Annotated in this window: 14 protein-coding genes; 7 read left to right on the top strand and 7 right to left on the bottom strand. The window is 60.2% G+C overall.

What is annotated here, in order from left to right; translation table 11 throughout:
• Positions 1-29: 29 nt before the first annotated feature.
• Together AC1Z24_RS05520 and AC1Z24_RS05525 are read right to left on the bottom strand one after the other, a co-directional pair.
• On the bottom strand, positions 30-1,502 hold the full coding sequence (locus AC1Z24_RS05520) for an inorganic phosphate transporter (RefSeq protein ID WP_483744846.1): 1,473 nt from the start codon (positions 1,500-1,502) through the stop codon (positions 30-32).
• A gap of 285 nt (positions 1,503-1,787) precedes the next feature.
• The gene (locus AC1Z24_RS05525) at positions 1,788-1,985 is read right to left on the bottom strand and encodes a hypothetical protein (RefSeq protein ID WP_259098494.1); all 198 of its coding nucleotides are present in this window, start codon (positions 1,983-1,985) and stop codon (positions 1,788-1,790) included.
• A gap of 831 nt (positions 1,986-2,816) precedes the next feature.
• Between AC1Z24_RS05525 and pcaR the strand changes: the two genes are divergently transcribed.
• From pcaR to AC1Z24_RS05550, 5 genes are all read left to right on the top strand, one after another.
• Entirely contained in the window at positions 2,817-3,659 is an 843-nt protein-coding gene (pcaR, locus tag AC1Z24_RS05530) for a pca regulon transcriptional regulator PcaR (protein ID WP_259098496.1), read from the top strand.
• A gap of 269 nt (positions 3,660-3,928) precedes the next feature.
• Positions 3,929-4,789: a CoA transferase subunit A gene (locus tag AC1Z24_RS05535; RefSeq protein WP_483744847.1), complete on the top strand. Its 861-nt coding sequence runs from the start codon at positions 3,929-3,931 to the stop codon at positions 4,787-4,789.
• On the top strand, positions 4,789-5,568 hold the full coding sequence (locus AC1Z24_RS05540) for a CoA-transferase subunit beta (RefSeq protein ID WP_483744848.1): 780 nt from the start codon (positions 4,789-4,791) through the stop codon (positions 5,566-5,568). The genes AC1Z24_RS05535 and AC1Z24_RS05540 overlap by 1 nt, the downstream gene beginning before the upstream one ends.
• Positions 5,565-6,767: a 3-oxoadipyl-CoA thiolase gene (gene pcaF, locus AC1Z24_RS05545; protein WP_483746535.1), complete on the top strand. Its 1,203-nt coding sequence runs from the start codon at positions 5,565-5,567 to the stop codon at positions 6,765-6,767. Before AC1Z24_RS05540 ends, pcaF begins: the two co-directional genes overlap by 4 nt.
• Before the next feature lie 150 nt (positions 6,768-6,917).
• A complete protein-coding gene (locus tag AC1Z24_RS05550; protein WP_483744849.1) occupies positions 6,918-8,210 on the top strand; it encodes an MFS family transporter in 1,293 nt (430 codons plus the stop codon).
• A gap of 251 nt (positions 8,211-8,461) precedes the next feature.
• On the opposite strand, the gene adeC is transcribed toward AC1Z24_RS05550, so the two are convergent.
• Genes adeC through AC1Z24_RS05565 form a run of 3 tightly spaced genes read right to left on the bottom strand, consistent with a single transcriptional unit; the run spans position 8,462 to position 14,226 of the window.
• Positions 8,462-9,922, bottom strand: a complete 1,461-nt coding sequence (gene adeC, locus AC1Z24_RS05555; RefSeq protein WP_483744850.1) for an AdeC/AdeK/OprM family multidrug efflux complex outer membrane factor — start codon at positions 9,920-9,922, stop codon at positions 8,462-8,464.
• On the bottom strand, positions 9,919-13,059 hold the full coding sequence (locus AC1Z24_RS05560; RefSeq protein WP_483744851.1) for an efflux RND transporter permease subunit: 3,141 nt from the start codon (positions 13,057-13,059) through the stop codon (positions 9,919-9,921). Before AC1Z24_RS05560 ends, adeC begins: the two co-directional genes overlap by 4 nt.
• Positions 13,060-13,062: 3 nt before the next feature.
• Positions 13,063-14,226 (bottom strand): efflux RND transporter periplasmic adaptor subunit, encoded by a 1,164-nt coding sequence (locus AC1Z24_RS05565; protein ID WP_483744852.1) that lies wholly within the window; start codon positions 14,224-14,226, stop codon positions 13,063-13,065.
• 201 nt (positions 14,227-14,427) lie between these two features.
• Between AC1Z24_RS05565 and AC1Z24_RS05570 the strand changes: the two genes are divergently transcribed.
• The gene (locus AC1Z24_RS05570; RefSeq protein WP_483744853.1) at positions 14,428-15,060 is read left to right on the top strand and encodes a TetR family transcriptional regulator; all 633 of its coding nucleotides are present in this window, start codon (positions 14,428-14,430) and stop codon (positions 15,058-15,060) included.
• A gap of 332 nt (positions 15,061-15,392) precedes the next feature.
• The gene (locus tag AC1Z24_RS05575) at positions 15,393-16,253 is read left to right on the top strand and encodes a cache domain-containing protein (RefSeq protein WP_483744854.1); all 861 of its coding nucleotides are present in this window, start codon (positions 15,393-15,395) and stop codon (positions 16,251-16,253) included.
• 82 nt (positions 16,254-16,335) lie between these two features.
• Here AC1Z24_RS05575 and AC1Z24_RS05580 read toward each other — a convergent pair whose 3' ends face one another.
• Together AC1Z24_RS05580 and AC1Z24_RS05585 are read right to left on the bottom strand one after the other, a co-directional pair.
• Entirely contained in the window at positions 16,336-17,841 is a 1,506-nt protein-coding gene (locus AC1Z24_RS05580) for an MDR family MFS transporter (RefSeq protein WP_483744855.1), read from the bottom strand.
• 513 nt (positions 17,842-18,354) lie between these two features.
• Positions 18,355-19,245, bottom strand: coding sequence for a LysR substrate-binding domain-containing protein (locus AC1Z24_RS05585; RefSeq protein WP_483744856.1), 891 nt, complete (start codon positions 19,243-19,245; stop codon positions 18,355-18,357).
• Positions 19,246-19,288 lie beyond the last annotated feature (43 nt).

Raw genomic sequence — 19,288 nt, forward strand, 5'->3', positions numbered from 1 at the left:
GCCCGTGGGCATCGCCTTGCGGTAACTGATCAGGCCAGGACTTTGGAAGCCAGCCAGAACAGGCCGGCGGCCAGGCCGATGGTCACGGGCAGGGTCAGGACCCAGGCCATGAGGATGTTGCGGATGGTGCCGCCCTGCAGGCCGCTTTTGTTCGCCACCATGGTCCCGGCGACGCCGGACGACAGGATATGGGTCGTCGACACCGGCAGGCTGAACACGTTGGCCAAGCCGATGGCGCTTGCTGTGGTGATCTGCGCCGACATGCCCTGGGCATAGGTCATGCCTTGCTTGCCGATCTTCTCGCCGATGGTCAGGACGACGCGTTTCCAGCCGACCATGGTGCCGACGCCCAGGGCCAGGGCTACGGCCAGGATCACCCAGAAGGGCGCGTATTCGGTAGGCGCAGTGAGGTCCTTGCGCAGTTTGTCCAGGTCGGATTTTTCCCGTGCCGCCAGGGCGGGCAGCTTGCCGACCTTGCGTGCGGTGTCATCCAGGCACAGTAGGTAGCGACGGGCTTCGATGCGATGCTCAGCGGTCAGCGAGTGGTAATCGGTCACACCGTTGAGGGTCGTCAGCAGGGCCGCGATGGTCGCTTCGGTCTGCTCCGGGTTGCAGCTGAATCTCCCTGGCAGGTCACCGGCAGGGGCTTTGCCCAGCGCCAGGAATTCACCCAGGGTATCGGAGTTGCGCTGGTAGAACTGACTCATATGCTGAGCCGCGTCACGGGTGCGCTCGATCTGATAGGTCGTGCTGCCAAGGTCGAGGACGAACTGCGCCGGAACGATGCCGATCAGTACCAGCATGATCAGGCCGATACCTTTCTGGCCGTCGTTGGAGCCGTGCACGAAGCTGACGGCCATGGCCGAGATCACCAGTACCAGGCGATTCCAGAATGGCGGGTGTTTCTTGTCATCCAGCTTGCGGCGCTGATCCGGAGTCTTATGCATCTTTGACAGCGGGCGCCAGGCTTTAAGGGCGAGCAGCACCAGGCCGGCAACGATGAAACCGGCCAGTGGCGAGAACACCAGGGACGCACCGATATCGATCGCTTTCTGCCAGTTCACGCCTTCGGACAGCGGAATGTCGTTGATCAGGGCATTGGCCAGACCGACACCGAGGATGGAGCCGATCAGCGTATGGGAGCTGGAAGCCGGAATGCCGAAATACCAGGTGCCCAGGTTCCAGGCAATGGCCGCCGCCAGCAGGGAGAACACCATGGCCAGGCCGTGGCCGGTGTTGACGTTGATCAGCAACTCGACCGGCAACAGGTGGACGATGGCATAAGCGACGCCAACGCCGCCCAGCAGCACGCCAAGGAAGTTGAACACGCCCGAAAAAAACACCGCCAGGTGCGGGGGCATTGCCTTGGTGTAAATGACTGTCGCCACCGCGTTGGCGGTGTCATGAAAGCCGTTGATGAACTCGAAGGTGAGGACGAAGGCCAGGGCGAGCAACAGGCTCACAAGCACCCAAGCATCTAGCCCGCTGAATAAATCGATCATGAAGGTTTTCTGACCCGGTCTGAAGGGGGCGGGATTATGACAGAAAAAATACAGACCGATATGACAGCCGCTGATTGGTATCTGCCGAGCGTGCGCTTTTTTGATCAGGGTCAGTCGTCAAGACGCGTGGGAAATCACGCGATAACAACTTCTGTATACAGCGCCCGGCGGCCGTCCTGCGTTGAATGAGCAGATGGCAGTGCAGTGGTTTTGCGTAAAACCAATGCAGAGCCGACGACCCTCGTGTCCGTCCGAGTTGCCCGGGCTTCTCGCAAGCAGGCTGAATCAGGATTCTTCTTTCAGATCCTGTTCCATTTTCTGCAGTTCATTCTTGAATGCCTGATCCAGCACGCTGGCTTTTTTACGCCATGGCTTGCGTTCGGGTTCGGGTTGCGCGGCATAGGTGGTGATTTCCCCGCCGTATACTTCCTTGTAGCGTTGTTCCTGGCGCTCAAGTTCCGCGCGCAGTTCATCTTTAGTCACTTTGTTACCTGATTAAGTCGAGTTTAATCCGGTGTTAACGCAGAGCGCGGGAAGTGTCGCGTCGCAGGAAGCCCGTTTTCATATTGCGCCGGGGAATTCGTTGAATAGTCCCGGCTGGCGGACCTTCTCGCGACAGGGCGAACACGTTCTTGCAGCTCGCGGCTACGGGCACCAGAACATACCGTTGTCGTAGCGACAATCATTCATTTGGGGCTGCCTGACTGGAGGTTCTGGCCGGGTGACGGCGAATTCGCTGTGTAGCGACTTCGATACAATCGATCTGCACCACGTCCGGCAGAGATGCGGACGCAATTCCGGCAGGAGTAATAGCCAGTCAAGTGCTTGTCACTATCTCCAAGAACTTGGTTGACGTCAACTCTATATGTTGCCGGACTACTGCATGAGTTACCGGGGTACTGTTTTTCTGTACGACGTTTCTGAAGTTTTGGTCAGGTGATAGATATGACGAAACTTTTACCCACGAAATATTGGCGCGCGAGGGCAACATTCTGACAAGGTTTTCAAGGCGATTGGCTGGCCAGTATTAAAGGCAAGAAATTTGCCCTTGGGGCGGCGGGAATCGGCCGCGGGAAGAAAAACGGCCTTGCTTCATGAGCAAGGCCGTGCCTTGGACTTCTCAGTGGGTACCTGACCAGTATTTCCAAGAAGTCACGGTAAGGCAGGTGCAAAGGTATAAGCATCTCTGCAACGGGTCAATTGCGATTATCGGCCAGTCGTTCGATAATCGCCCAAAGCGAGTGCGGGGCATTAGCATAAAAATCCTGCAAGCCCCTGTTTAAAGGGCCTGCGTGGACGTGATGAGGTGTCGGGATGAACGATGAACTGCGAAATTCTTTTGCTTCTCTGGCGCCGCCCATCGTGGCATCGCCCGCCAAGCGGATCCAGGCACTGACCGGCGATCCGGATTTCATGACCTCGCTGGCCCGTGGTCTGGCGGTAATCCATGCCTTCCAGGAGCGCAAACGGCATCTGACCATCGCCCAGATCAGCCACCGTACCGAGATCCCCCGTGCGGCCGTGCGGCGCTGCCTGCATACCCTGATCAAGCTCGGTTATGCCACCACCGACGGGCGGACTTACTCGCTGTTGCCCAAGGTCTTGACCCTGGGTCATGCCTATCTGTCCTCCACGCCCCTGGCGGTTTCCTCGCAGCCCTATCTGGACCGCATGAGCGACGAGCTGCACGAAGCCTGCAACATGGCGACCCTTGAGGGCGATGACATCCTTTATATAGCCCGCTCGGCCACGACCCAGCGCCTGATCTCGGTGGATCTGTCCGTCGGCGGCCGTTTGCCGGCCTATTGCACGTCCATGGGGCGGATTCTGCTGGCGGCGCTGGATGATGTGTCCCTGCACGAATACCTCGACCACGTCGATCTGCAACCCAAGACCAGCCGCACCCTGCGCACGCCCGAAGCATTGCTGGAATGCCTGCAACTGGTCCGCCAGCAGGGTTGGTGCATCGTCGATCAGGAACTGGAGCAGGGCCTGCGTTCGATTGCTGTACCGGTTTACGACGCTTCGGGTCAGGTGTTGGCGGCGCTGAATGTCAGTACCAGCGCCGGGCGCGTGGCGCGCAGCGAGTTGGAACAACGTTTTCTGCCGATCATGCTCGATGCCAGTCGCGATTTGAGTACGCAGTTGTTTACTTGAGTGGGCGGGTTAAACCTTATGTGTGGGACCGGCTTTAGCCGGGAAGACCGATGTTCAGGCGATAGAGACGTTGCGTATGCACCGGCCCTTTCCCGGCTGAAGCCGGTCCCACAGATCCCTCGACTGCTTTCACTGTACAAGATTTGTGCGATTAACGAACACTTAGTCGATTATCGGATTGTCCAGCCGCTAGCCCAGGCTTAACCTCAATCACATCCCGGCGCACCTGCGCCATCCACTGATTGTGATGTTGAGTTTGGGAGCACCTCATGGCTGAAGTCATTTCTCTGCACGATGCCGTGAAGCAATTCGTCAACGATGGCGACACCGTTGCACTGGAAGGCTTCACCCATCTGATCCCCAACGCCGCTGGCCACGAAATCATCCGCCAGGGCAAGAAGGACCTGACCCTGGTACGCATGACGCCGGATCTGGTCTATGACCAGTTGATCGGCGCGGGCTGTGCGAAAAAGCTGATTTTCTCGTGGGGCGGTAACCCAGGTGTCGGTTCGCTGCATCGCCTGCGCGATGCCGTGGAAAAACAATGGCCCCACGCCCTGGAAATCGAAGAACACAGCCATGCCGACCTGGCCAATGCCTATGTCGCCGGTGCGTCCGGACTGCCATTCGCGGTGCTGCGTGCCTACGCCGGTTCCGACCTGCCCAAGGTCAACCCGCTGATCAAGACCGTGACCTGCCCGTTCACCGGTGAAGTGCTGGCCGCGGTGCCTGCCGTGCGCCCTGATGTCACCGTTATCCATGCGCAGAAAGCCGACCGCAAGGGCAACGTGCTGCTGTGGGGGATTCTCGGTGTACAGAAGGAGGCCGCGTTGGCCGCCAAGCGCTGCATCGTCACCGTGGAAGAAATCGTCGACGACCTCAAGGCACCGATGAACGCCTGCGTGTTGCCGACCTGGGCCTTGAGTGCCGTCTGCCACGTCCCTGGCGGCGCACATCCGTCCTACGCTCACGGCTACTACGAGCGTGATAACCCGTTCTATCAGGCGTGGGACCCGATCGCCCGTGACCGCGAGACCTTTACCGCCTGGATCAATGAATACATTCACGGCACCAAGGATTTCAGCGAATTCCAGAGCAAGTTGGCGGCCAGCGCTGCGGAGGCAAAGTAATGACTTACACGACTAATGAAATGATGACCGTGGCTGCTGCCCGTCGCCTGCGCAATGGCGCGGTGTGCTTTGTCGGCATCGGCTTGCCTTCCAAGGCCGCCAACCTGGCCCGCCTGACTTCGGCTCCTGACGTGGTGCTGATCTACGAGTCGGGCCCTATCGGTGCCAAGCCCAATGTGCTGCCGCTGTCCATTGGTGACGGCGAGCTGGCGGAAACCGCCGACACTGTGGTCGCCACCAGCGAAATCTTCCGTTACTGGCTGCAGGGCGGGCGTGTTGATGTGGGCTTTCTCGGTGCGGCTCAGGTTGACCGTTTCGGCAATATCAACACCACCGTGGTCGGCGATTACCACAACCCGAAAGTGCGCCTGCCGGGTGCCGGTGGCGCGCCGGAAATTGCCGGTTCCGCCAAGTCGGTGCTGATCATCCTCAAGCAGTCGTCGCGTTCGTTCGTCGACAAGCTGGACTTCATGACTTCGGTCGGCCACGGCGAAGGCGGCGACTCGCGCAAACGCCTCGGCCTGCCTGGCGCCGGGCCGGTGGGGATTATCACCGACCTTTGTGTGATGGAGCCTGAAGCCGGTACTAATGAATTTGTCGTGACTACACTGCATCCGGGCGTAACCCGCGAACAGGTCGTCGCCGCTACCGGTTGGGCCGTGCGCTTTGCCGACGAAGTGGTGTACTCCGTCGAGCCGACCGAAACCGAGCTGAGCGCCCTGCGTGATCTGGAAGCACGCACCGCTGCCGCCCACGGCCAAGCCCCGGGAGAAGCCTGATGCGTGAGGTCTTTATCTGCGATGCCATTCGCACCCCCATCGGCCGCTTTGGCGGTGGCCTGGCCTCGGTCCGTGCCGATGACCTGGCCGCCGTGCCGATCAAGGCGCTGATGGAGCGCAACCCGTCGGTGAACTGGAATGAAGTGGACGAGGTGTTCCTCGGTTGCGCCAACCAGGCGGGCGAGGACAACCGCAACGTCGCGCGCATGGCCGCCTTATTGGCTGGCCTGCCGGAGACTATCCCTGGCGTAACGCTGAACCGTCTGTGCGCTTCGGGCATGGATGCCATCGGTACGGCATTCCGCGCCATTGCCAGCGGCGAGATGGAACTGGCGATTGCCGGTGGCGTCGAGTCGATGTCCCGTGCGCCATTCGTCATGGGCAAGGCCGACTCGGCTTATTCGCGCACTATGAAGCTGGAAGACACCACCATCGGCTGGCGCTTTATCAACCCGTTGATGAAGGCTCAGTATGGCGTCGATTCGATGCCGCAGACCGGCGATAACGTGGCCGATGACTTCGGCATTTCCCGCGCCGATCAGGATGCCTTTGCCCTGCGCAGCCAACAGCGCGCGGCAGCGTCTCAGGCCGCAGGTTTTTTCGCTGACGAGATCGTGCCGGTGCGGGTTGCCCACAAGAAGGGCGAGACCATCGTCGAGCAGGACGAGCATCCACGGGCTGACACGACCCTGGAAGCCCTGACCAAATTGAAACCGGTCAACGGCCCGGACAAGACCGTCACCGCAGGCAACGCTTCTGGCGTTAACGACGGCGCCGCCGCCTTGATCCTGGCCTCGGCCGAAGCGGTGAAGAAACACGGTCTGACGCCGCGCGCACGCATCCTCGGCATGGCCAGTGCAGGCGTGGCACCTCGGGTCATGGGCATCGGCCCGGTCCCTGCGGTGCGCAAGCTGGTCGAGCGCCTGGGCTTGGCGGTGAGCGATTTCGATGTCATCGAACTGAACGAAGCCTTTGCCAGCCAGGGACTCGCCGTGCTGCGCGAACTGGGTCTGGCCGACGATGCACCACAAGTCAATCCGAATGGCGGGGCCATCGCATTGGGGCATCCACTGGGCATGAGCGGTGCGCGTCTGGTCTTGACCGCGCTGCATCAATTGGAAAAAACCGGCGGGCGTAAAGGCCTTGCCACTATGTGTGTAGGAGTAGGACAGGGGTTGGCTTTGGCTATAGAGCGATAGGCCTACACAACCCACATCGTTACAACCGCCCGGGCTATCGGGCTGCCTCCACGAAAGGGCAGCACGATGGCCTGGGCGATTGTGCTGGTGGCGCAAGGATGTTACAGATTGTATCCAGGAACGTGCGATTACATAAAACTGGGGAAAATAATGACAACGACAACGCCGTATACCTCTGAAGAACGCAAGAACAGGATCTTTGCGATCGTGGGTGCTTCTTCGGGCAACCTTGTCGAGTGGTTCGACTTTTACGTTTACGCCTTTTGCGCGATCTACTTTGCACCGGCTTTCTTCCCGTCCGACGACCCGACTGTGCAGTTGCTCAACACGGCCGGCGTGTTTGCCGCAGGCTTCCTGATGCGGCCGATCGGTGGCTGGCTGTTCGGTCGTGTGGCCGATAAGCACGGGCGCAAGAATTCGATGATGATCTCGGTCCTGATGATGTGCGGCGGCTCGCTGATCATCGCCTGTTTGCCGACGTACGCCTCCATTGGTGCCCTGGCTCCAGCGCTGTTGCTGTTGGCGCGACTGCTGCAGGGCCTGTCGGTCGGTGGCGAATACGGCACCACCGCAACTTATATGAGTGAAGTGGCCATGCGCGGTCAGCGCGGCTTCCTCGGCTCGTTCCAGTACGTGACCCTGATCGGCGGCCAGTTGCTGGCAGTGTTGACCGTGGTGATCCTGCAACAATTCCTCAGCACTGAAGAGCTCAAGGCCTACGGCTGGCGCATCCCGTTCGTGGTCGGCGCCATTGCGGCGGTGATCTCCCTGTTCCTGCGTCGCTCGCTCAAGGAAACCACCAGCAAGGAAACCCGTCAGGACAAAGATGCAGGCAGCATGGCGGCATTGTTCCGCAACCATAAAGCCGCCTTCGTTACCGTGCTGGGCTACACCGCTGGCGGCTCGCTGATTTTCTACACCTTCACGACTTACATGCAGAAGTTCCTGGTCAACACCGGCGGCATGAACGCCAAGACCGCCAGCTACGTCATGACTGGTGCGCTGTTCGTGTACATGTGCATGCAGCCACTGTTCGGCATGCTCGCCGACCGCATCGGTCGTCGTAATTCGATGATGCTGTTCGGTGGCCTGGGCACCCTTTGCACCGTACCGCTGCTGATGACTTTGAAGACCACCACTGACCCGTTCATGGCGTTCCTGCTGATCACGTTGGCTCTGGCCATTGTCAGCTTCTACACCTCGATCAGCGGCCTGGTAAAAGCCGAGATGTTCCCGCCACAGATCCGCGCCCTGGGTGTTGGTCTTTCATACGCGGTGGCCAACGCCGCATTCGGCGGTTCGGCTGAATACGTGGCCTTGAGCCTGAAGGCCCAGGGGGTGGAAAACAACTTCTACTGGTACGTGACGGTGATGATGGCCGTGGCCTTCCTGTTCAGCCTGCGCCTGCCGAAACAACCGGCGTATCTGCATCACGATCATTGATCTGAGCGGTAGGCAGAAATAAGAAAACCCACCGAGTCAGGTGGGTTTTTTATTGGCTGTACACAGGCAGGTGTTGGTACACAGAGCATTGTGGGACCGGCTTTAGCCGGGAAGGCATTGGTTCAAACGATGGAAGTGCGTCGACTGTACTGGCCCTTTCCCGGCTAAAGCCGGTCCCACAGGGTTCACAAAACAAAATGCCCCGAACAGGTCGGGGCATTCTGGCTACAGCTTTAATCAACAACCATGAATCAGAACAGTTGCACTGCCGGCTTCTCGGTCGAGATCGGCTGGACCTTCTGCGTCTGCTCGTTCCAGCCGCCACCCAGGGCCTTGTACAGATTGACCTCGCTGGTCAACTGGGACAGGCGGTCGCTGATCAGCGATTGCTGAGCGCTGAACAGCGAGCGCTGAGCATCAAGGAAGGTCAGGTTGCTGTCGATCCCGATGCGGTAGCGACGCTCGGCCAGACGGTAGTAGTCCTGGTTGGCGTTGACGAAATCACGCTGGGCCTGCAGCTGTTCGCTGTAGGTCTTGCGTGCGGCCAGGCCATCGGAGACTTCCTGGAAGGCGGTCTGGATGGATTTTTCGTAGTTGGCCACGCCAATGTCTTTCTGGATCTTGGAGTAGTCCAGGCTGGCACGCAGGCTACCGGCGTTGAAGATCGGCAGGCTGATGCTCGGCTTGAACAGCCAGGTTCCGGAACCGCCGTTGAACAACCCGGACAGGTCGGGGCTGAGGGTACCGGCGTTGGCGGTCAGGCTGATGCTCGGGAAGAACGCAGCCCGCGCCGCGCCGATATTGGCGTTGGCGGCCTTGAGCTGGTGCTCGGCCTGGAGGATGTCCGGACGACGTTGCAGCAGCTCCGACGGCAGGCCTGCTGGCAGTGGCGTCAGCAGGTCGGCACTCAACGGCTGCGCTGCTGGCAGGTTGGCTGGCAGGCCGGTACCCAAGAGCAGGGTCAGGTTGTTCAGGTCCTGGGCCACCAGGCGTTGGTACTGGGCCAGCTTGACCCGGGCGCTTTCCACCGAGGTCCGCGACTGGGCCAGATCCAGCGCCGAAGCGACACCGACTTCATTGCTGCGCGAGGTCAGCTTGAAGCTCTGCTCGAAGGCACCGAGGGTATCTTCGGTGAGCTTGAGCTGCTCCTTGTCCGCCTGCCAGGTCAGATAGGCGTTGGCGACGTTGGCCACCAGGCTGATCTGCGTGCTGCGACGGGCTTCTTCACTGGAGAAGTAGGTTTCCAGTGCCTGCTCGCTGAGGCTGCGCACACGACCGAACAGATCCAGCTCGTAGGCGCTGACGCCTAAGGTGGCCGAATACTGGCTGGTGATGCCGGCTTTGCCGCTCTGCGACAGATCTGCCGGAACCCGCTGGCGGCTGCCGCTGCCATCGGCGGACACGGCCGGGAACAGATCGGCACGCTGGATGCGGTACTGCGCGCGATAGGCGTCGATGTTCAGGGCCGCGACACGCAGGTCACGGTTATTGACCAGGGCCGTCTGGATCAGCTGTTGCAGGGCCGCGTCATGAAAAAACTGCCGCCAGCCCTGTTCGGCCGCCGCGACGTTGGCCGATTCGGTCGGCGAGTAGGCCGGACCTTGCGGGTACTGTGCGGCAACCGGCGCCTTGGGCTGGTTGTATTCGGGGATCAGTGAGCAGCCGCCGAGAATGAACGCGGTGACTGCCAGAGAGATCAGGGACTTGCTCATTGGCCAGCCTCATCGTGTGAAATTGCGTGCTGTTTCTGCTTGCCCTTGAACAGGCTGGAGATCGCCACGAAGAACAGCGGTACCCAGAAGATCGCCAGGACAACGGCGGTGATCATACCGCCAATTACACCAGTACCGATGGAGTGCTGGCTACCCGAACCGGCGCCTGTGGAGATCGACAGTGGCACAACGCCAAGAATGAATGCCATGGAGGTCATAATGATCGGACGCAGACGCATCCGGCAGGCCTCGATGGTTGCTTCGACCAGACCTTTGCCCTGTTCATGCAGCTCTTTGGCGAATTCGACGATAAGGATGGCGTTTTTCGCCGCCAGACCCACCGTCACCAACAGACCCACCTGGAAGAACACGTCGTTGGACAGGCCGCGCAAGCTGGTGGCCATCAACGCACCGATAACCCCCAGCGGTACGACCAGAATCACCGCGATCGGAATCGACCAGCTTTCATACAGGGCCGCGAGGCAGAGGAACACCATCAGGATCGAGATGGCATACAGCGCTGGCGCCTGGGAGCCCGACAGGCGCTCCTCGTACGACAGGCCGGTCCAGGAGTAGCCGATGCCCGCCGGGAGTTTCTTGGCAATGGCTTCGACTTCCGCCATGGCTTGGCCCGAGCTGTAGCCCGGCGCCGGAGTACCGAGCACCTCTTCCGCCGTTACGCCGTTGTAGCGCGACAGTTTCGGCGAACCGTAGACCCATTGCCCGCTGGCGAAGGAGTCGAACGGCACCATGGTCCCGGCGCTGTTGCGCACGTACCACTTCTTCAGGTCTTCAGGCTTCATCCGCGCGTTGGGCTGGCCCTGTACATACACCTTCTTCACCCGACCGCGGTCGATGAAGTCGTTGACGTAGTTGCCGCCGAAGGCAATGGACAAGGTGGTGTTGATATCCGTCAGCGAAACGCCCAGGGCGCTGGCGCGCTCGTCATCGATTACCAGTTGGTACTGGGGCTCATCGTTCAGGCCGTTCGGACGTACGCCCGCGAGGATTTTGCTTTGCGAAGCCATGCCGAGGAACATGTTTCGCGCTTCCATCAGCTTGGCGTGACCCACACCGCCCTGATCCTGTAGGTACAGGTCGAAGCCGGTGGCGTTACCCAGTTCCAGTACCGATGGCGGAACCACGGCGAAGGACAGGGCGTCGCGGAAGCTGCTGAAGTGCTGTTGGGCACGTTTGGCCAGGGCAAATACGCTGTTGTCTGAATTACGTTCATCCCACGGCTTGAGCAGGATAAAAGCCAGGCCCGAGCTTTGGCCGCGACCGGCGAAGTTGAAACCGTTGACGGTAAACACGGACTTGACCGCAGCGCCTTCGTCTTGCAGCAGGTAGGTGCGCGCCTTGTCCAGTACGTCCTGGGTACGGGCGGCGGAGGAACCGGCCGGAGTCTGCACCTGGGCGAAGATAACGCCCTGATCTTCTTCAGGCAGGAACGCGCTCGGGATGCGGGTGAACATCCAGATCATGCCGGCGAATATCAGCGCATAGACCAGCAGCGCCGGGATCTTGTGCTTGAGCATATTGCCCACGCCGCGCTCGTAGCTCAGTACGCTGCGGTCGAAGGTGCGGTTGAACCAGCCGAAGAAGCCGCGCTTGGGTTGACCGTGCTTCTCATGGTCGATCGGCGCGAGCATGGTGGCGCACAGCGCCGGGGTGAAGATCAGCGCAACCATGACCGAGAGGGCCATGGCCGAGACGATGGTGATGGAGAACTGTTTATAGATCACACCCGTAGAGCCGCCGAAGAACGCCATCGGCAGCAGTACCGCCGACAGCACCATGGCGATACCGACCAGGGCGCCCTGGATCTGGCCCATGGACTTGATCGTCGCATCGCGGGGCGAAAGTTTTTCCTCGGCCATCACCCGCTCGACGTTTTCCACCACAACGATGGCGTCGTCCACCAGCAGGCCGATGGCCAGGATCATGCCGAACATGGTCAGGGTGTTGATGGTGAAACCGGCTGCGGCAAGGATGCCGAAGGTGCCCAGCAGTACCACCGGCACGGTCATCGTGGTGATGATCGTGGCGCGGATGTTCTGCAGGAACAGGTACATCACCAGGAACACCAGGATGATCGCTTCACCCAGGGTGTGCACAACCCCGCTGATGGATTCGCTGACCACAGGCGTGGTGTCGTACGGATAAACGGCTTTCATGCCAGGCGGGAAGAACGGCTCCAGCTGGGCAACGGTGGCACGAATAGCCTTGGCGGTGTCCAGGGCGTTGGCGCCGGTCGCCAGCTTGATGGCCAGACCCGAAGCCGGTTTACCGTTGAACTGAGCATCGACGCTGTAGTTTTCAGCGCCCAGGCCGACGGTGCCGACATCACGGATACGCACTTGCGAACCGTCCCGGTTGACCTTGAGCAGGATGTTGCCGAACTGCTCGGCGGTCTGCAGGCGGGTCTTGCCGATGATCGTGGCGTTGAGCTGCTGGTTCTTCACCGCAGGCAGGCCGCCCAGTTGACCGGACGAGATCTGCACGTTCTGGCCGGCAACGGCGGTCTTCACATCACCCGGGGTCAGTTGGAAGTTGTTCAGCTTGGCCGGATCGAGCCAGATACGCATGGCGTACTGGGCACCGAAGATCTGGAAGTCACCCACGCCGGAGGTCCGTGAAATCGGGTCCTGCATGTTGGAAACGATGTAGTTGGCCAAGTCTTCCTTGGCCATGCTGCCATCCTCTGACACCAGGCCGATCACCATCAGGAAGTTCTTTACGGCCTTGGTTACGCGGATACCCTGTTGTTGCACTTCTTGGGGCAGCAGCGGGGTTGCCAGGTTCAGCTTGTTCTGCACCTGAACCTGCGCCGTATCGGGGTTGGTGCCCTGATTGAAGGTCGCAGTAATGGTCATGCTGCCATCGGAGTTACTTTCCGAGCTGACATAACGCAGGTTATCGATACCGTTAAGTTGCTGTTCGATCACCTGAACCACCGTGTCCTGCACGGTCTGTGCAGACGCACCTGGGTAGGTCACCTGAATGGCAATGGCCGGTGGTGCAATGGCCGGGTATTGGTTGATCGGCAAATTGAGGATTGCCAGAGCCCCGACCAGCATGATCACCAAGGCAATTACCCAGGCGAAAATGGGGCGGTCGATAAAAAATTTCGACATGAATTACTCCGCTTTACTGCCTGAGGCTTTTTCAGATGCCGGGGCAGGGGCCGCTGGCTTGGCCACATTGCTCGCTTCGGTGACTTTCACTTCTGCGCCTGGCTTGACGAACTGCAGGCCTTCGGTGATGACACGATCACCGGCATCCAGACCTTTCTCCACCAGCCATTCGCTGCCGACGGTGCGGTTGGCGACCAGGGTACGCAACTCAACCTTGTTGTCCTTGTTGACGATCAGCGAGGTTGGGGTGCCCTTGAGGTCGCGGGTCACGCCTTGTTGCGGAACCAGAATGGCCGAGTCATTCACACCGGCCTGCAGGCGGGCGTGGACGAACATGCCGGGCAGCAGGCGATGGTCAGGGTTGGGGAACACGGCGCGCAGAGTGACGGAGCCGGTGGTTTGGTCAACCGATACTTCCGAGAATTCCAGCTTGCCTTCCTGGCCGTAGACGCTGTTGTCTTCCAGGGTCAGCTTGACCTTGGCGGCGTTGTCGCCGGCTTTCTGCAACTTGCCGCTTTCCAGATCGGCGCGCAGGCGCAGCATATCAGCCGAAGACTGCACGACGTCGACATAGATAGGGTCCAGTTGCTGGATGGTTGCCATGGCATCGGCCTGGGAGCTGCTGACCAGGGCACCTTCGGTCACCGAAGAGCGACCGATACGACCGGAAATCGGCGCCAGCACCTTGGTGTAGCGCAGGTTGATCTCAGCGGTTTGCAGGGATGCCTGGGCCTCCAGTGCGGTGGCCTGGGCGTTGTCCAGTTCCTGGCGGCTGACGGCCTGTTCGGCAATCAGTTGCTTGTAGCGATCAGCCAGGGACTTGGCCGATTGCAGCGTGGCCTTGGCACTGTTGGCGGTGGCTTCGTACAGAGCAGGGTCGATCTGATACAGCTGCTGACCGGCCTTGACGTCGCTGCCTTCGGTGAACAGGCGCTTGAGAATGATGCCGTTGACCTGCGGCCGGACTTCGGCGATGCGGAAGGCAGTGGTGCGCCCCGGCAGCTCGGAAGTCAGGGTGTAGGACTGAGCTTTGAGGGTGACTACGCCGACCTGAGGAGGTGGGGGTGCCGAAGCGGGAGCCGCTTCTTCTTTTTTGCCGCATCCGCTGAGCAGTGATGCCAAGGCGACGGCGGTGACCAGTACGGTAACAGCTGGCTTGAATTGCATGAAGATCCTCGGGTCAGGAGCCTGGTGCTCAAGAAAAGTGATAGGGCAGAAATTGAAACTGGATAAGTAGCATGCTAATGAATATACTTACATTCACGGTTGTTTGTAAATAGCCGGGCGGGCATCATTTAGCATCGCTCGCGTTACTCCGACGTTACCCATAGAGGCAGCGTGCGGCATTTTGATTGAGGTTTTACTGCCATGGTCCGACGTACCAAAGAGGAAGCACAGGCTACCCGCAGCCAGATTCTCGAAGCTGCCGAGCAAGCGTTTTATGAGCGCGGGGTTTCCCGTACCACGCTTGCCGATATCGCCAACCTCGCGGGCGTCAGTCGTGGTGCTATCTATTGGCATTTCAGTAACAAGGCGGATCTGGTCCAGGCGATGCTCGACAGCATTCACGAACCCCTGGAAGAACTTGCCCAGGCCAGCGAAAGTGAAGCCGAAGCCGACCCGCTTGGCTGTATGAAAAAACTGTTGATTCACCTGTTTCATCAAGTTGCCCTGGACCCGAAAACCCGTCGCATCAATGAAATCCTGTTCCATAAATGCGAATTTACCGATGAGATGTGTGACCTGCGTCGCCAGCGTCAGGCGGCTTTGCTCGAAGGCAACTGCCGGATTGGATTGGCGCTGAGTAATGCCGTACGCAAGGGCCAGTTGCCCGCTTCCCTGAATACCGCGCGTGCCTCAATCTGCCTGCACGCCTACATCGACGGCATCCTGCGCCAATGGTTGCTGATCGGTGATGCCTATTGCCTGTGTCAGGACGCCGAACGGCTGGTGGATGCCGGGCTCGATATGTTGCGCCTGAGTCCAGCCTTGCGTGACTGACCGAATAATCGCTGCCATGGCAGCGATTGGCCAATATAGCCTTATGCTGCTTCGTCTGCATCTATATCTAAGTATTGAGTGTTGAGACAGCGGCTTTACCCAGTCCTGACCTATCTTCATGTTCGCGGCCAATGCCCTGCAGGCTATAGGTTTTCGCAGATTCTTCAGGGAATATTCAGGAAATTTCCTGATACATCTGTAGGAACATTCTGCGTTACAAAGCGGCATTCGAGACAAACTCCAGCCGAAAGCCGTCGCCCCTCCGTGTGAATGCTTCCCCATAGAACGCCTGCGGCTAAGCTGTTGCGCAAACCTACCCTTGAGGATTTGCCATGCGGCGGCTGTCACGAAATGTCGTTCTCACCACTGTCTTGAGCTGGCTGGGCCTTGTCCTGGCGGGGCCGGCTGTGGCCGGTGCTGCGAGCCCCGACCAGGCGCCTGCGGCCAAGGCGTTGCTGGAGCGGGCGGTGGCGCGTTATCAGAACGACGGCGACAAGGCGTTTGCCGCTTTCAGCCGCCAGGGCGAATTCATTGACGGCGAGCGCTACGTCTTCGTGGTCGATACCAAAGGCGTGATGCTCGCCAGTGGCGGGCCTTCCGTGGCACTGATCGGCCGCGATGTATCTCAGGTGCTGGAACCGGATCTGCAGAAGGCCTTCAAGGACGTCTTGCAGACCCCGGAAAGCAAGGGCATCCAGCAGGCCGAGTACCGCTGGAATAATTGGGCTGACGGTAAGGTCGAGCGCAAGCGCGTGTATTTCCAGCGCGTGGGTGAACGCATCCTTGCGGTGGGTTATTACGTACCCCGTGCTTCGGCCGAGCAGGCTCGGGTCCTGCTGGACAAAGCCAGCGATGCCCTCAAGCGCGATGAAAGCGCGACCCTGGCCGCGATCAACAACCTCAGTGGCGGCTTTATCCAGGATGATCTCTACGTGTTTGTAGTCAATCTCGACGACAACCGCTATGTCGCCCACGGCACCAATCTGCGCTTGGTCAACACCGATTTCAACAAGGTCAAGGATCCTCAGGGTAAGCCGGTAGGCGCGCCGATCCTCGCGCTGGCGCGCAAGCAGGATGAAGGGCAGTACGAATACCACTGGCGCAACCCGGTAACCGGCAAGGTCGAGAACAAGCACGCCTACATCCGCAAGGTCGGCCATTACCTGGTGGCGGTGGGGTATTACAGCCAGTGATGTATGGCCTGTGGAATCAGCCGCTGTAGGAGCGGCTTTAGCCGCGAGAGCGCTCTCCCGGCTAAAGCCGGTCCTACAAGCGCTATTCCTTATGGCCTCTTCCGCGCAGCAGGTTATTCGGCATTGCCAGCGCCGCCGCCAGCCCGATCAGGGCAATGCCGGCGTTGATCATGAACAACTGGCGAAATGTCACGCCCAGTTCCTCACGCAGATGCAGCAATGCCGGACCGCTGGCGGCATTGAGGCTGTCCATCAGTACATTCCCCGAACTGCCCTCGACACCCACGCCTGCACCGGTCAGGTGAGCCAGGTCGGTGCCTTGCAGCATCGCCAGCAGAATCGCCGACATGCAGGCCACGCCCACGGCGCCGCCCAGGGAGCGGAACAGATTGGTGGTGCTGGTGCCGACGCCCATGTCCTGTATCGCCACGGAGTTCTGTGTACCGACCAATGAAGTCGGGAACTGCAAGCCGCAGGCGATGCCCGTCAGCAGCATGAAAAGCCCGGTCAGCAGGGCCGATTCCGGTGGGGTAAAAGCCATGCCGAGGATGGCCAGGGGCATCAGCAGGGCGCCGGTGAGGATGATTGGCTGATAGCGTCCGGTCAGCGATGTACGCCGCCCGCCCATGAAGGCGCCCATGGGCATGCCCAGGGCCAGCGGCAGCAGGTGAATGGCCGCGCTGTCAGCGCCACCGCCAGTTACGGTCTGGAAGCGCAGCGGCACCAGCACGATCAGGGAAATGGCCTGGAAACTGGTGAAGAACACCGTGCACCAGCACAACACCGCGCTGCGATTGGCGAACAGGTGCATGGGCAGCAGCGGTTCGCGGGTACGCCGTTCAAACGCCACGAAGACGATCAGCGCCAGCAGCGCCACGCCCAATTGCGCCAGGACCTGACGATCACGCCAGTCATGGCCCTGGCCGATTTCGGTGATGCCCAGCAGCAGGGCGGTCAGGCCGACGATCATCAAGAGTGTTCCGACGTAGTCGATCACTGGCTTGCGATTGGGCACCGGCAGGCCGCGCAGTGTGCGCTGGGCAGTGATCCAGGCGAGCAGGCCCAGCGGCAGGTTGATCAGAAATACCCAGCGCCAGGATACATACTCGGTCATGACTCCGCCCAGCACTGGCCCGGCGACACTGGCCAGGGCGTACATGCCGCTGAAGTAGCCCTGATAGCGGCCACGCTCGCGAGGCGGCACGATGTCGCCGATAATCGCCTGGCTGATCGACACCATGCCGCCCGCGCCGATTCCCTGTAGCACCCGCGCCAGCACCAGTTGTTCCATGCTTTGCGCCATGCCGCAGAACAGCGAGGCCAGGGTAAACAGGCCCAGGCCGAACAACATGATCTTGCGCCGCCCGTACAGATCGCCAAGCTTGCCGTAGATCGGCACGGCCACGGTCAGGGCAACCATATAGGCGGAAATCACCCAGGCCAGGAGGTCAAAATCCCTGAACTGCGCGGAAATGGCCGGTATCGACACGGCAACGATGGTTTGATCGAGGGCGCTGAGAAACACCGCCATCATCAACGCGAACAGAACGCTGCGGATGGAAGGCGTGGTCTGATTGAGGTTGGTCAAGGCAGGACTCGGCAGACAATGACCCGCAAAAGGGCGGGAGAAGTCATGCCAGTCTAATCCGATAGCAGGCTAATCGGTAGCTGCCTTGGCACCGCGAAATCCGGTTTTTTTACGTCATCGCAGGGCGGCGAAGGTTGCTGAGGTCGGGTAACAATGCCCGAAATTGCAACTGGCCAGATGCGGGCTCTGGCGCGCCATTTCAATCCGGTAGGCACCGGCGCCGTAAATGGCCAGGACGGCAGTTGCAGCGATGACGGCCAAGCATTTTCTTGTTGTTATCCTCATGACGTTTTCCTCGATCCAGCTTGAGAAACGACCTAAGGAAATTGTAGGACAGGATTTGCGCAGGTGTAGGAAAGAAGCAGACGATCGGTCATGCCACATGGATACGAGAGGCGGGCTCTTTGTGGGACCGGCTTTAGCCGGAAAAGGGCCGGTGTATCCGCACATTCCAACTTTCTTCACCAAGGCCTTCCCGGCTAAAGCCGGTCCCACCCTGTTTGTGTACTGCCTTCAGCCAACCACCCGCTCCCTGGCCTGCACCAACAACCAGTCAATCAGCTCGCGCAACGGCGGCGAGGCATCGGGCCGTGATGGGAAGACGAAGTAATAGGCCGCGCCGGTACGCACCTTGAGTTCGAATGGCATAACCAGGCGCCCGGCGCCCAGGTCTTCGCCGATCAGTGACCAGTCGCCAATAGCGACGCCCGTGCCCTGGGAGGCGACCGACATGGCCAGGTCGAGGGTGTCGAAATGCTGGCCCTTGCTGATATTGCTCAGGGTGGTGCCCGCGACCTTGAGCCACTGCTCCCAGTCACGCTGGTCCCGGGTCGGATGCAGCAGCATGTGCTGTTCCAGATCGCTGAGGTCCTGGATCGGCACCGGGCCGTCGAGCAATTGTTGCGAGCAGACCGGTGTCAGCAGCTCGTCGAAGATATGGTGCACTTCCATGGTGTCGTCCGGCGGCGCGCCGTAGACCACGGCGGCGTCGAACTGCTCGCGGCGAAAATCCACCGCGTGCTGCACGGTGGTCGTCAGCTCCACCGGCACATCCGGGCGTTCTTTCTGCCATTGCAACAAGCGGGGTAGCAGCCAGCGCATCATGCAGGTGGGGGCCTTGAGTTGCAGGGCATCGCGCTTGACCCCGACCTGTTCCACCGCCTCATCGATCAGAGCGAACACCTGCTGGATCCGTGGAAACAGTTCCCGACCCTGCGCCGTCAGGCTCAAGCCCCGGGCCTGGCGCTGGAACAGTGGGTAGCCCAGATGGCTCTCCAGCCCGGAAATCTGCCGGCTCACCGCACCCTGAGTGATATGCAACAGCTCTGCCGCCCGCGTGAAATTGCAGCACTGGGCAGTGATCAGGAACGTGTGCAGGGCGGGTAGCGGGGGCAGGCGTTTCATCGGGTCAGTCATCAGGCATGCATGGAGGACATGCCTAAGCATG

The sequence above is a fragment of the Pseudomonas sp. JL23 genome (assembly GCF_056933585.1).